This window comes from Pseudomonas lundensis, from assembly GCF_015377145.2.
Classification (GTDB): Bacteria; Pseudomonadota; Gammaproteobacteria; order Pseudomonadales; family Pseudomonadaceae; genus Aquipseudomonas; species Aquipseudomonas lundensis.
Map to the genome: position 1 here is coordinate 3,591,080 of NZ_CP062158.2, position 13,751 is coordinate 3,604,830.

Here is a 13,751-nt window from a genome sequence, read left to right on the forward strand (position 1 = left end):
TGCTACTAGTGGTGGTATCGGGCCAACAGTAGGATAGGCCACCTTTCAGCGCCGCATTCGCATGCGGCTCTTTTGCATCGACGCCCCAAGGAACATAAATGGACCGCGTGCGCAATCTACTCGAACAAATCAAAGGCCGCCTCGAAGAGCTGAACAAGGCCGAGCGTAAGGTGGCCGAGGTCATTCTGCAAAACCCGCAGCAGGCGACCCGCTTCAGCATTGCGGCGCTGGCCCAGGCTGCGTCGGTCAGCGAGCCGACCGTCAACCGTTTCTGCCGCTCGTTCGGCGTCAGCGGTTACCCCGAGCTCAAGCTGCAACTGGCGCAAAGCCTGGCCAGCGGCGCCGCGTATGTCAGCCGTGCCGTGGAAGCGGACGACAACCCCGCCGCTTACACCCAGAAAATTTTCGGCAGCGCCATCGCCTCCCTCGACAGCGCGTGCCAGGCGCTGGACCCCAATCTGATCAGCCGGGCCGTGGACCTGTTGATTCAGGCCCGACAGATCCACTTTTTCGGCCTGGGTGCTTCGGCCCCGGTAGCGCTGGATGCACAGCACAAGTTTTTTCGCTTCAATTTGGCGGTGACGGCCCACGCCGACGTGTTGATGCAACGCATGATTGCGTCGGTGGCCCACACGGGCGAGCTGTTTGTGATTATTTCGTACACCGGGCGCACCCGAGAACTGGTTGAAGTGGCGCGCATTGCACGGGCCAATGGCGCGTCGGTGCTGGGCTTGACGGCTGAAAACTCGCCCCTGGCCAAAGCCAGCACCTTGAGCCTGAACATTCCGCTGCCGGAAGACACGGACATCTACATGCCCATGACGTCGCGCATTATCCAGCTGACCGTGCTGGACGTGCTGGCCACCGGCATGACCCTGCGCCGTGGCGTCGACTTCCAGCCACACCTGCGCAAGATCAAAGAAAGCCTCAACGCCAGCCGTTACCCGGTGGGCGATGAGCTGGAGTAAGCGCCGGGCCGGTCAAGTCCAAGCGCGAGCCGCAGGCTCATCAGGCATGACATAACCCCGCCCGGGCATGCAGGCTCAAATGCGCTTGCTCACCCGGCGCCAGGCTCTGGTGCCGGGTGCCACCACTGGTGGATTCGACACACACAAACCCCATGACTTCACTCCAACTGACGCCCAATAGCGGCCGTTTGCCGGGGTGCCACACCACGGTGTTGCCGCTGTCGCCTGTATCAATGCTCAGCGCACGCTGCCAGGCATGATCGTTGAGTTGCATTTCACCGTCGTGGTGAAACACGCGCTGGCAACCGCCTTCCACCCGCAACTCGCCTTTTTGTTCGCACGGCTCACGATTCAACTGGTCATAACCCACCACCCCGTCCAGCCCGGACAGCGCTACCTCAGCAACGTCACCAATACGCCAATAGGCGCGCAGTGCCTGACTCATGTGGCAAGGTTCGTCGTCCTGGTGTTCGGTACTCAGGCGCAGCGTCATGCTTTCACCCAAGCGGGCGTGCAGGTCCACTTGCCAGTCGCACAGTTGCAAACGCCAGTGCAGGCTCACGCCTTCTTCGTCGGCATGACTGTCCAGCAACTTCCAGTCAATCAACCGCGCCCACCCATGGGACGGCCAGGCATTTTCGCTAGGATGACGGCCATACCAGGGCCAACAGATCGGTACACCACCACGAATGGCGCCCACCTGCGGCCATTTCGCCGCGCACCATAGCCAGGGCTTTTGCCCCGTCGGCTTGAAGTGCAACAACTGCGCGCCCTGACGGCTGAACACGGCCTGACAATGCGGGTGATCGATTACCAGCACGTCGCGCTGCTGAAAGCGCTCCCACTGAAAGACGGGCTGTTCACGTTTGGACTTGAAAAAGCGATGAAGCGGATGCTCGTGCATGTGCCGCAATCCTGAAAAATCATGCGTCGGGTTGGGTCGACCCGAAAAAAAGCGGATAGCCAAGGCTACCCGCTAGATAAAGCGCAAGCTTGGCGCGATCAGAACGTCGACTGAATTTTCAGCCCGGCGACCAGTGCGTTATCCACCTTGTCCACCCCCCCCGGATGGGTGATGTACTGCAGGTTTGGACGCACGGTCAGCCAATTGGTCACGTGGAAACCGTAGTTGAGTTCGTAGTTGTACTCGGTGGAACGCAGAGGCGAGTACAGCGGGTCACTGTAGTCAGTGGCGCCGATGGATGCGTTGATCAGCTCAGCGCTTTTTTTCACGTCATCGTTGACATGAATACGGGCGGCACCAATACCGATGTCATCCTTTGGACGCGCATCGAAGGGGCCTTTGTACACAAACATCAGCGACTGGTAGTTGTCGACGATGTTGGTGGCCTTGTCATGGAAGGTGGCATTGGCGGCTACGTGCAGGCCGCGGGTGGGGTCACCATTGTGCTGAGTGAGCTGTTGCTGCACGACAAACCAGTAACCGTGTTTGCTGTCACGCACGCGGTAACTTTGGCCATCATTGGTGAGGTCGACTTTCACGTCATCCGCCGGGGCGGTGCTTTTGTAGTAACCGACACGGTATTCGCCCGGCAACTCATTGACCTTGGGCGACCACACCAATTCAACCGGCAGCACGGTGCCTTTGGTGCCGCTGCCACTGAGCTTGAAGCCGTTGCCGTGTTCCAGTTGCGACGGGTTCTGGTTGTAGGCACCGATTTGCGCATACAGCTCTGGCGTGATGTTGTACTTGACCCGCAACGCCGCCTGACTGACCGGCCAGTTGTACCAGATGTTGGTGGCCCAGTTGCCCACCTGGGAGCCGCAGAACGCCAGGTTCTGGAAGTCGCAAGGGAAGGTGTTGAAATCTTCGCCTTCGCCAAAGTACCCCGCTTTGACGTCCAGCTTGCCTTCCAGGAACTGGTGCTGGATCCACAGCTGGGTCAGACGCACCATGTGGCCACGGCCGTAGACTTCCTGCGATGAACTCAACGTGCCAGCACGCGGATCGCCAACGCGGTCATTGGAGATGTTTTCACCATTACGGTTGGTCAGTTGAATCTTGGCTTGGGTGTTATCCCATCCCCAGAGTTTTTCCAGGTCCAAGGCCACGCCCAAACCAAACTGATCGCTGTAGCGCGCCGTTTTGTCATGGTTGTAACCCCCGTGCAGGTTGGCCCCCACCTCACCGACGTAATCGGCCTTGATGTCGATACCCTGCTCGATCAACTTGGTCCGCTCGCCGCCCCAGTCGCCGGTCATCCATTTCGAGTCGGCGCTGAACGCGTCGGCTGCATAACTGCCGGTTGCACCCAGGCTGAGTGCGGCCATCACCGACAGTTGGCAGGCCAGACGGGTGCGGGTCATTGTGTTGTTCATCCCTTGGATCCTCGTTGGTTTCTTATTGGCTTTGTTTAACGCGGCACCGCTCAAGAAGCACCTGATGACAGGCTCCCTGTACAGATTCAACGCCCCTTGAAATGCGCCACGTTATCCGCCCGGCCCTGCGCAGGGGGCGCATTCATCGCCCCCAATCGCTCACCTGTGTTCGCATCAAACAGTAGCACTTTCGCAGGATCGAACTGCAAGTTGAGGCTTTGACCGACCTGAGGCGCATCATCAGGGGCCAGACGGCAGCACACTTTGCTGCCATTGAGGTTCACAAACACCAGCGTGTCCGGCCCGGTGGGCTCTACCACCTGCACTTCAGCCCGAATGGTCGGCAACCCGTTGGGCTCGTTAGCCGCCAGCACGATCTGCTCGGCGCGAATGCCGACGATCACGTCACGGTCCTCCAGACCTGCATCACGGGTGCCCAACGGCAGCTCGCAACGCGCCTGCCCGCTGTCGAGCAACGCCACCAATCGCCCTTCCTGACGCTGCAAACGCAACGGGATGAAATTCATCGGCGGCGAGCCGATAAAACTGGCGACAAACAGGTTGGCCGGATCGTTGTAGATCTGTTTCGGGGTGCCGAACTGTTGGATGATCCCGTCTTTCATCACCGCCACTTTGTCGCCCAGGGTCATGGCTTCGATCTGGTCATGGGTGACATACACGGTGGTGGTTTTCAGACGCTGGTGCATCAACTTCATTTCCGTGCGCATCTCGACCCGCAGCTTGGCGTCGAGGTTGGACAACGGCTCATCGAACAAATAGATCTTCGGTCGCCGCGCCAGCGCCCTGCCCATGGCCACCCGCTGCTGCTGCCCGCCCGACAGTTGGCCGGGCTTACGGTTGAGCAGGTGCTCGATCTGCAGCAGCTTGGCCACCCGCGCCACTTCTTCATCAATGGCGGCCGTGCTCATTTTGCGAATCTTGAGACCGAAGGCGATGTTGTCGCGCACGTTCATCGTCGGGTACAGCGCGTAAGACTGAAACACCATCGCAATGTCGCGGTCCTTGGGGCTCATGCCGCTGATGTCGGCGTCGTCCACCAGAATCGCACCACCGCTGATGCTCTCCAGCCCCGCGATGCAGTTCATCAACGTGGATTTGCCGCACCCCGACGGGCCGACCAGAATCAAAAATTCGCCGTCGTCGATTTTCAGTTCGATGTTTTTCAGCGTGTCCGGCAAACCCTTGCCATAGGTTTTGTTGACATTGCGTAATTCGAGCGTTGCCATGCGTTACCCCTTGACCGCGCCGGACGTCAGCCCGCGCAGGAAATACTTGCCCGCAAAAATGTAGACCAGCAGTGTCGGCAGCCCGGCAATCATGGCCGCAGCCATGTCGACGTTGTATTCCTTGGCCCCGGTGCTGGTATTGACCAGGTTGTTCAGCGCCACAGTGATGGGTTGCGCGTCGCCGCTGGCGAACACCACGCCGAACAGAAAGTCGTTCCAGATTTGAGTGAACTGCCAGATCAGGCACACCATGATGATCGGCACCGACATCGGGAGCAGAATGCGCCCGAAAATCGTGAAGAACCCCGCTCCGTCCAGACGCGCCGCCTTGACCAGTGCGTCGGGGATGCTCACGTAGTAGTTGCGGAAAAACAGCGTCGTGAAGGCCAGCCCGTAGACGACGTGCACCAGCACCAGGCCGGTGGTGGTGTTGGCCAGCCCCAGCTTGCCGATGGTGAACGAGGCAGGCAGCAATACGGTCTGGAACGGCAGGAAGCAGCCGAACAACAGCAACCCGAAAAACAGTTGCGAACCGCGAAAGCGCCACATCGACAGGACGTAGCCGTTCAGGGCGCCGATGAACGTGGAGATCAGCACTGCCGGGACGGTGATTTTGACCGAGTTCCAGAAATAGCCACCCACGGTGTCCCACGCCTTGATCCAGCCAATCCCGTCGATCACCTGCGGCCAGCTCAGCAGGTTGCCAGTGCGGATGTCTTCCGGGCTTTTGAAACTGGTGAGCAGCATCACCACCAGTGGCACCAGATACACCGCTGCGGCGAGGATCAACGTGGCGTAAATCGCCAGACGGCTGAAGGTAAAACGCTGCGCATTAATCATGGCGTTTATTCCTCAGCTCGGAGTACAGGTACGGCACCAGAATGGCCAGAATCGCCCCCAGCATCATGATGGCGCTGGCAGAGCCGACGCCCATTTGCCCACGGCTGAACGTAAAGGAGTACATGAACATGGCCGGTAAATCAGACGAATAACCCGGCCCGCCCGCGGTCATCGCGGACACCAGGTCAAAGCTCTTGATGGCGATGTGCGCCAGAATCATGAACGCACTGAAAAACACCGGACGCAGGCTGGGCAACACAATGCGCAAATAGATGGTCGGCAGGGTTGCGCCATCGACTTGAGCCGCGCGAATGATGGATTGATCCACACCACGCAACCCGGCCAGGAACATCGCCATCACAAAGCCCGAGGCTTGCCACACGGCAGCGATCACCAGGCAGTACACCACGCGGTCCTGATCCAGCAGCCAGTCGAACCGAAACCCCTCCCACCCCCAGTCGCGGAGCATCTTGTCGAGCCCGAGCCCGGGGTTGAGCAGCCATTTCCAGGCCGTACCGGTGACGATCATCGACAGCGCCATCGGGTACAGGTAAATGGTGCGGATGAAGCCCTCTTTGCGAATGCGCTGGTCGAGCAATACGGCCAGAAAAACCCCGATCACCAGGCTGATGGCAATAAACAAACCGCCAAACACCGCCAGGTTTTTACTGGCCACCCACCAGCGATCGTTTTCCATCAACCGCACGTATTGCTGTAAGCCCACCCATTTGTAACTGGGCATGAAGCTGGAGTTGGTGAACGACAGCACAAAGGTCCACAAAATGTAGCCATAAAAACCGACCAACACGATCAGCATGCTGGGTGCCAGGACCAACTTGGGCAACCAGCGTTGCAGCGCATCAAACGGCGAGGCTTTACTCAACACAGCCACGGCACTCATCGAATTGCTCCCGAGAGGGTATGCCGGCATCTGCCTTCGCACATGCCGCACACGCCGGGTATCTAAGGGGGACGCCGCACGGGTGTGCGGCGGTTCATGTCAGCGGATTACTGGGCAGCCTTGATCGCGGAAGCCAATTGCTTGCCAGCCTTTGACGGATCCGCGTTTTTGTCACTCATGAAGTTGGTGACGACATCAAAAATGGCGCCCTGCACCGCCAGAGAGGTGGCCATGTTGTGGGCCATGCTGGGCAACTGCCCTTTTTCACCCGCGCTGGCAAAGTCTTTGGCCGAGGCTTGGGCGCAGCTGTCGAACTTGCTCATGTCCAGGTCATTGCGAACCGGGATCGAGCCTTTGTTCTGGTTGAACACGTACTGGAACTCCGGCTCCAGTGCGACTTTGGCCAGATCGTCACGCGCGGCATTGTTGCCAGGGGTGTCGTTCTTCTTGGCCAGTTTGAACATCGCCAGTGAGTCGATGTTGTAGGTAAAGCTGCCGTCGGTACCGGGGAATGGCACACACTCGTAATCGGTGCCGGCTGTTTTACCGGCAGCCGTCCATTCACTTTTCGCCCAGTCGCCCATGATCTGCATGCCGGCCTTGCCGTTAATGACCTTGGCCGCTTCGAGGTTCCAGTCTTGCCCCGTGCCGTCCGGATCCATGTAGCCCTTGAGTTTTTTCAACTGGGTGAAGACCTCGGTCATCTGCGGGCCGGTCATTGTGGCTTCATCTTGATCGACGAAGACCTTTTGGTAGCCCTCCGGCCCCATCACGCTCAGCACCAGGTCCTCGAAGACCGTGCTGTCCTGCCAGGGTTGCCCGCCATGGGCCAACGGAATAAAACCGGCCGCCTTGAGCTTGTCGCCTGCTGCATACAGCTCGTCGAGGGTGGTAGGTGCCTTTTCGATGCCCGCTTTCTTGAAGACCTCTGGGTTGATCCACAGCCAGTTCACACGGTGGATGTTCACCGGTACGGCAACGTAGTGGCCTTCGTACTTCATGGTCTCGGAGACCGTTTTAGGGAGCAGTGCTTCCCAATTGTTGGCCTTTGCCACATCGTCCACTTGGGTCAGCAACCCGAGCGCGGCCCAGTCCTGAATGTCGGGCCCCTTGATCTGCGCGGCAGACGGCGGGTTACCGGACACGGCACGGGTTTTGAGCACGGTCATGGCGGCGGCACCGCCGCCCCCTGCCACCGCGCTGTCCTGCCAGGTGTAGCCGTCTTTTTCGACCAGCTTTTTCAGCACATCCACCGCTTTGGCTTCGCCACCGGACGTCCACCAGTGCACGACTTCAACGTTGCCTTTGGTGTCGGCGGCGTAAGCATGGAGGGGAAAAATCGAGGCGAGGGAAATAACAAGGGCGAGGCGATTGAACGCATTCATCGGTAGACCTTTCTTGTTGTTATGACGGGGCAAGTCTGGTGCTTGCGCTTGGAACGAGTGTAGTCATCCGGCATAGGCCGCACGTAACGAAGAGATGCGCCTTTGTCACAAGTCAGTGACAAATCACTCACGTGCTACACGCTCAAACAGCAACCGTATTCCACAAGTTGGCGAATCTGAAAAAAAGAAGATTCTTTTCCATCAGACGTGTAAAGCAATTTCCGCTTTGCCTGTAGGACGCATCCCTAAGTCCCTTCCCCACGTTGTACCCATTAAATACATCGGCGAATCTTCTCTACATCGTTACAACTTATGAACGGATGTCGACACCCATCAGGAGATAGCAGCCATGTCCAGAAGTAACCCTTTTCTGCCCAACCAGCATTTTATTTACCCTCTCAAACATCAGAACGGTGAGATTTATGCCTGGAAAGTCGATATCCAGCGTGCAGGAAAAGTTCACGTTCAAGTGTTCGATGCGAGCGAGTATGGCGGTATAGACGCCGCGTTACAGGCCGCTGAACAGGCGCGCAATCAATGGGTGTTGAAGATGCCGCAGGCCTTTAGCTATGAAAACCGTCAACGCTTGATGCCCCATAACACCAGTGGCCATCCCGGGGTTTACCGGATCCAGTCCAACAACATTGAATATTGGCGGGCCACCACCCGTATTCACGGTTACAACTTGAGCAAAAGTTTTCGTATCGACCGTTATGGCGACGAGCAGGCCAAAATGATGGCGTTGCAAGAACGCGAGCGGCAGTTAACCCTGTGTAACGAACCCTACGACGTGGCCATGGAAAAACTGCAGCAGCACTTCAGTCAAACCAGCGCCCGCATTCGCGAAAATCGCATCAAGGCGGCCATGAACAAAAAGGCTCAAGAACCCGAAACCGAGTCCGCGGCCAGTTCGTGCCTGGAGCCCGTACTGCCCATCACGCCAGAACAGGCAAGCCTGTCCATCAGTCGGCATCTGGCGGCAAGCGGCAAGTGAGCCACAGGCCTGTGTGGTTGCTGTTGCAGGGTGCGCCGGGCAAGCGCCGGGGCCGCTTTAATCCGCTGTTCGCGGTACTGACAACGTGACCCGCAGGCCACCGCCGCGCACGTTTTGCAAGCTGACTTCTCCGCCATGGCTATGGGCAATGTTGCGGGCAATGCCCAACCCCAAGCCATAGCCTTGCTGATGCCCTGACAACCGGAAATGCGGCTCGAACACTTGCTCCAGTCGCTGTTCGGGAACCCCGGGGCCGTCATCGTCGACATGCAACACGAACGCGTGCGCGTGGTCTTCAATCACCAGGTGCGCGTGCTTGCCGTATTTGAGCGCATTGTCGATCAGGTTGCCCATGCACCGGCGCAAGGCCAGGGGCTTGCCAGAAAAGGGTCTCGACGCCCGCCCGGTCACCGTCACGCGGCCATTGCCGTGGGGCAGCAAATAGGGCTCGATTAAACATTCGAGCAACAGGTTCAGGTTCACCGGCTCAATGTTTTCGTGGATGTCCGTGTCTTTCACACACTGCAAGGCGCCTTTGACCAGCAGTTCAAGCTCATCCAGATCTCGCCCGAATTTGTGCTGCAACGCTTCGTCTTCCAGTAGCTCGACGCGCAAGCGCAAACGGGTAATCGGGGTTCGCAGGTCGTGGGAAATCGCGCTGAACAACTGGCTGCGCTCGGTGAGGTAACGGCTGATGCGCACCCGCATGGTATTAAACGCTCGCCCGACCTCAGCCACCTCACTGCCGCCCCCGATTTCGACTGGCTCGACTTGCTCCTCGCCCAGTGACAAATCCCGCGCTGCACGGGCCAGACGCTTAAGGGGCCGACTTTGCCAGTGCACCAGCACACCGATGGAGAGCAATAAAAACCCGCTGCTCAGCGCAATAAACCATAACTGCATCGCGGGCAGGCCTTCTTCCTCAAGGCTGGTATAGGGCTGGGGCAACAGGGAAGCGATATAGAGCCACTCGCCGGGGGACATCTGGATTTGCGTCACCAGCACCGGTGGGTTGACCGGTTCCAGGGTCAGGGCAAAGTGCGCCCAAGAGCGCGGCAGCTCATCGAGCGTCAGCCCGGCGTTGAAGATCCGCAGGTCTTGCGGGCTGACAAACTTCACCGACAGGTCGACAGCAGGGCCCAGGGATTGGCGCAGCACTTGGTCCACGGCCTCAAGCACAGCCTGTTTGCGCTGGGTCAGTGGCAACGCGCGCATGTCCAGGGGCCGCTCATTGAGGCTGACGACAAAGCGCGTGCCGCCCATGCTGCGCATCTGGTCCAGCACCAGCGGCCGGTATGCCAGCGGCAGTGACTTCATGTAGGTGACGGTGGCGTTCATCGAATGCGCCAGGCTGCGCGCACTGGTGACAAGTCCTTGCAGTTGCGTGGCCCGCAGTTGCGACAGCCAGATCACGCTGGACAAGGTTTGCGCCAGCAAGATGGCGATCAAGGTGAGCAACAACATGCGGCCGAGCAATGAGCGGGGCACCCGCGGCCGGCGCCAGTACTTAATGGCCATGACCTGTCGTGACCTCGGCGGCCAACTGATAGCCGCTGCCGCGAATGGTGCGGATCAGTCGCGGGGGCTTTTCGGTATCGCGCAGGCGCTGGCGCAAGCGACTGACCGCCATGTCGACAATGCGGTCCAACGGCATCAGATCGCGGCCACGGGTGGCATTGCCGATGGTGTCGCGGTCCAGAATTTGTTGCGGGTGATCGAGAAACAATTTGAGCAAGGCAAAGTCGGCCCCCGAGAGGATGACTTCTTCGCCGTCGGTGTGAAACAGGCGATGGGTCACGGTGTTCAGGCGCCATCCTTCAAAGGCCATGATTTCGTGACCGGCACCGGCACTGGCAAATTGCACTCGCCGCAGCAGCGCTTTAATCCTTGCCTGCAATTCACGGGGGCTGAACGGTTTGCCCAGGTAGTCGTCGGCCCCCAGCTCCAACCCCAACACGCGGTCGGTTTCGTCGGAGCTGGCAGTGAGCATGATGATGGGCGTCTGGGCACAACGGGGGTGCTGCCTGACCCAGCGACACAGGCTGAAGCCATCTTCGTCGGGCAGCATGACGTCCAGAATCAATAAGTCGCAGGGCGTGTGTTCGAGGGCTTTGCGAAAGCCCGCGCCATCACTCACCGTGCTCACCTGAAAACCGGCGCGGGTCAGGTAGATGTCCAACAGGTCGCGGATTTCCTGATCGTCGTCGACCAGCAAAATGGATTTACCGAGTGAGCTCACAGCGGTGTTCCTTATTGTTTTTGTGAGTGCGGCGTTTCGCGGTCAGGCGAACGCTTGTTGCAATGCCACGCCCGCCCCCATCAACCCCGGATACGGCGCGGTGACCAGCCAGACCGGTATGCCAGTGAGGTAATCGCTCATGCAACCTTTGTCAGCAAAGCTGCGGGCAAAACCACTGGCCATAAAAAGGTCGGCAAAGCGTGGCACCACGCCGCCGACAATGTAGACGCCGCCACGTGCGCCCAGTGTCAGGACGTTGTTGCCCGCCACTCGACCCAGCCAGCAACTGAACTGCTCAAGGACCTGTAAGGCAATTGGGTCGCCTGCCAGGGCAGCGGCCGTGATGGCGCGGTCACTGTCGAGCACAGGTGCATGCCCGTCCACCGCGCAAATCGCGCGATAAAGACGCGGCAAGCCGCTGCCGCTCAGGACGGATTCGGCGCTGACGTGACCGATTTCGTTGTAAATGTGCTGCCACAACAGGACTTCACGCGGGTTACTCATGGGCAAGTCAACGTGCCCGCCCTCGCCCGGCAAGGCCATCCACTGCGCCTCGCCCAGGCTCAGCAAAGTCCCGACGCCCAGGCCGGTGCCGGGCCCGATCACCACCGCAGGGCGCAGCGGTTCGGCCAGGCCGGCACACACCTGGCGCACGTCGCCCGGTTGCAGGCGCGTCATGCCCAGCGCCATGGCACTGAAGTCGTTGATCAGCAGCAGGTTGTCCACCTGCAACGTCTGACAAAACGCCGAACGGCTCAGGCGCCAGTGGTTATTGGTAAAGCGAAATTCATCGCCGCTCACCGGCCCGGCGACGGACAGGCACACCGCGCCGATCGCGCCCAGCGGCAAGTTCAGGCCTTGCAGGTAGAGCTTGATGGCATCTTCCGGGCATGCAAAGTCGGCAGTGGCCAGCACGCGGACAGCGCGCAGTTGATCGTTTTCCCACAAGGCAAACCGCGCGTTGGTGCCGCCGATGTCACCGACCAGAGCAAGCTTCATTTAAGGTTTTCCAGAGACGAGGTAAAGGTACTGGCGCCCTGCTCGGCCGAGCTGAAGGCCTGGCGCATAAACGCAAACAACTCGCGCCCGGTGCCGACCGCGTCGCTCAGGGTGCCGATGGCCGGGGTGCGTGCGGCGAATTCTGCCTCATCCACCAACAGTTGCAACGTACCTTTGACGCCGTCGACGCGAATCATGTCGCCATCCTGCACGCGGGCCAGCGGACCACCGACGGCCGCTTCCGGGCTGACGTGGATCGCTGCCGGAATTTTGCCGGAAGCGCCTGACATGCGTCCGTCAGTAATCAACGCGACCTTGAAACCGCGGTCCTGCAACACCCCCAAAAACGGCGTCATCTTGTGCAGCTCGGGCATGCCGTTCGAACGCGGCCCCTGAAAGCGCATGACGGCGACAAAATCGTGTTCCAGCTCACCCGCCTTGAACGCATCGGCCAGTTGTTGTTGATCCTGAAACACCCGCGCCGGGGCTTCGACAATTTGATGCTCGGGCGCCACGGCCGAAACTTTCATCACCCCGCGCCCCAGGTTGCCTTCCATCACCCGCAACCCGCCCTCGGACGAGAAGGCGCGTGCAACCGGACGCAAGATGCTTTCGTCGAGGCTTTCAATCGGGCCATCACGCCATACCAGCTCGCCGTCCACCAGGAACGGTTCGCGGGTATACAGGCTCAGGCCGCGACCCGCCACCGTGTTGACGTCTTCATGCAATAACCCGGCTTCCAGCAGCTCGCGAATCAGGAATGCCATGCCGCCAGCGGCCTGGAAGTGGTTGATGTCGGCCTTGCCGTTGGGATAGACGTGGGACAGGGTCGGCACGACTTCGGAAAGGTCCGCCATGTCTTGCCAGGTCAGTTGAATCCCGGCGGCCCGGGCGATGGCGGGCATGTGCAAGGTGTGGTTGGTGGAACCGCCGGTGGCATGCAACGCCACGATGGAGTTGACCAGCGAACGCTCGTCCACGATCTCGCCCAAAGGCATGAAGTTGCCGCTTTGCCGGGTCAGGCGGGTGACTTGATGCGCGGCCTCGCGTGTCAGCGCATCACGCAAAGGCGTGTAGGGATTGACGAACGAGGCGCCCGGCAAATGCAGGCCCATCACTTCCATCAATAGTTGGTTGGTGTTGGCGGTGCCATAAAACGTGCAGGTGCCGGGGCTGTGGTAGGACTTCATCTCCGATTCGAGCAGCTCTTCGCGGCTGGCTTTGCCTTCGGCGTAGCGCTGGCGCACGTCGGCCTTTTCCTTGTTGGAAATGCCCGATGGCATCGGCCCGCCCGGCACGAAGATCGTCGGCAAATGGCCAAAGCGCAGCGCCCCTATCATCAGACCCGGCACGATCTTGTCACAAATGCCCAGCATCAGCGCCGCGTCGAACATGTTGTGCGACAGCGCGACCGCCGTTGACAGGGCGATCACTTCGCGGCTCAGCAGGCTCAGTTCCATGCCCGCTTCGCCTTGCGTCACGCCATCGCACATGGCCGGGGTGCCGCCTGCGAACTGCCCGACCGAGCCCATTTCACGCAGGGCCTTTTTGAGTTGCTCGGGAAAGTGCTCGTAAGGCTGATGCGCCGAGAGCATGTCGTTGTAGGACGAAACAATCGCCACGTTGGCGGCGTTCATCAAGCGCAGGTTGTTTTTATCTTCCGTGCCACACCCGGCCACGCCATGGGCGAAGTTGGCACATTGCAGCTTGCCGCGTTGCGGGCCATCACTGGCGGCGCCACGAATGAGTGTCAGGTATGCCTCACGGGTTGCTCGACTGCGGGCAATAAGACGCTCGGTGACTTCAAGAACGCGGGGATGCATGTGTTGAACTCCAGG

12 protein-coding genes are annotated in these 13,751 nt (G+C 59.7%); 2 read left to right on the forward strand and 10 right to left on the reverse strand.

Going from position 1 to position 13,751, the window contains the following annotated elements; genetic code table 11:
• Positions 1 to 107 precede the first annotated feature (107 nt).
• Positions 108 to 968: a MurR/RpiR family transcriptional regulator gene (locus tag IF654_RS16940; protein ID WP_169835829.1), complete on the forward strand. Its 861-nt coding sequence runs from the start codon at positions 108 to 110 to the stop codon at positions 966 to 968.
• Positions 969 to 1,008: 40 nt separating this feature from the next.
• Here IF654_RS16940 and IF654_RS16945 read toward each other — a convergent pair whose 3' ends face one another.
• The 6 genes from IF654_RS16945 to IF654_RS16970 form a co-directional block, all read right to left on the reverse strand.
• On the reverse strand, positions 1,009 to 1,872 hold the full coding sequence (locus tag IF654_RS16945) for a D-hexose-6-phosphate mutarotase (protein WP_047277048.1): 864 nt from the start codon (positions 1,870 to 1,872) through the stop codon (positions 1,009 to 1,011).
• Between the two features lie 98 nt (positions 1,873 to 1,970).
• Positions 1,971 to 3,308 carry a carbohydrate porin gene (locus IF654_RS16950; protein ID WP_047277050.1) on the reverse strand — a complete coding sequence of 446 codons (1,338 nt, stop codon included), beginning with the start codon at positions 3,306 to 3,308 and terminating at the stop codon, positions 1,971 to 1,973.
• 86 nt (positions 3,309 to 3,394) lie between these two features.
• Complete coding sequence (locus IF654_RS16955) at positions 3,395 to 4,555, reverse strand: ABC transporter ATP-binding protein (RefSeq protein WP_047277051.1); 1,161 nt, start codon at positions 4,553 to 4,555, stop codon at positions 3,395 to 3,397.
• Positions 4,556 to 4,558: 3 nt separating this feature from the next.
• The gene (locus IF654_RS16960) at positions 4,559 to 5,395 is read right to left on the reverse strand and encodes a carbohydrate ABC transporter permease (protein ID WP_047277053.1); all 837 of its coding nucleotides are present in this window, start codon (positions 5,393 to 5,395) and stop codon (positions 4,559 to 4,561) included.
• The gene (locus IF654_RS16965) at positions 5,388 to 6,296 is read right to left on the reverse strand and encodes a carbohydrate ABC transporter permease (RefSeq protein ID WP_047277054.1); all 909 of its coding nucleotides are present in this window, start codon (positions 6,294 to 6,296) and stop codon (positions 5,388 to 5,390) included. Before IF654_RS16965 ends, IF654_RS16960 begins: the two co-directional genes overlap by 8 nt.
• 107 nt (positions 6,297 to 6,403) lie before the next feature.
• A complete protein-coding gene (locus IF654_RS16970) occupies positions 6,404 to 7,681 on the reverse strand; it encodes an ABC transporter substrate-binding protein (RefSeq protein WP_194862201.1) in 1,278 nt (425 codons plus the stop codon).
• Positions 7,682 to 8,030: 349 nt separating this feature from the next.
• On the opposite strand from IF654_RS16970, the gene IF654_RS16975 reads away from it, so the two are divergent.
• Positions 8,031 to 8,675 carry an AP2 domain-containing protein gene (locus tag IF654_RS16975; RefSeq protein WP_047281065.1) on the forward strand — a complete coding sequence of 215 codons (645 nt, stop codon included), beginning with the start codon at positions 8,031 to 8,033 and terminating at the stop codon, positions 8,673 to 8,675.
• 57 nt (positions 8,676 to 8,732) lie between these two features.
• Here the strand turns inward: IF654_RS16975 and IF654_RS16980 are convergent, their stop codons facing one another.
• The 4 genes from IF654_RS16980 to edd are packed head-to-tail and all read right to left on the reverse strand — an operon-like array spanning position 8,733 to position 13,736.
• Positions 8,733 to 10,193 (reverse strand): ATP-binding protein, encoded by a 1,461-nt coding sequence (locus tag IF654_RS16980; protein ID WP_047277059.1) that lies wholly within the window; start codon positions 10,191 to 10,193, stop codon positions 8,733 to 8,735.
• Entirely contained in the window at positions 10,183 to 10,914 is a 732-nt protein-coding gene (locus IF654_RS16985) for a response regulator (RefSeq protein ID WP_047282965.1), read from the reverse strand. Before IF654_RS16985 ends, IF654_RS16980 begins: the two co-directional genes overlap by 11 nt.
• Before the next feature lie 42 nt (positions 10,915 to 10,956).
• A complete protein-coding gene (locus IF654_RS16990) occupies positions 10,957 to 11,913 on the reverse strand; it encodes a glucokinase (protein WP_047282966.1) in 957 nt (318 codons plus the stop codon).
• On the reverse strand, positions 11,910 to 13,736 hold the full coding sequence (gene edd / locus IF654_RS16995) for a phosphogluconate dehydratase (RefSeq protein ID WP_047277063.1): 1,827 nt from the start codon (positions 13,734 to 13,736) through the stop codon (positions 11,910 to 11,912). The genes IF654_RS16990 and edd overlap by 4 nt, the downstream gene beginning before the upstream one ends.
• Between the last annotated feature and the right edge of the window lie 15 nt (positions 13,737 to 13,751).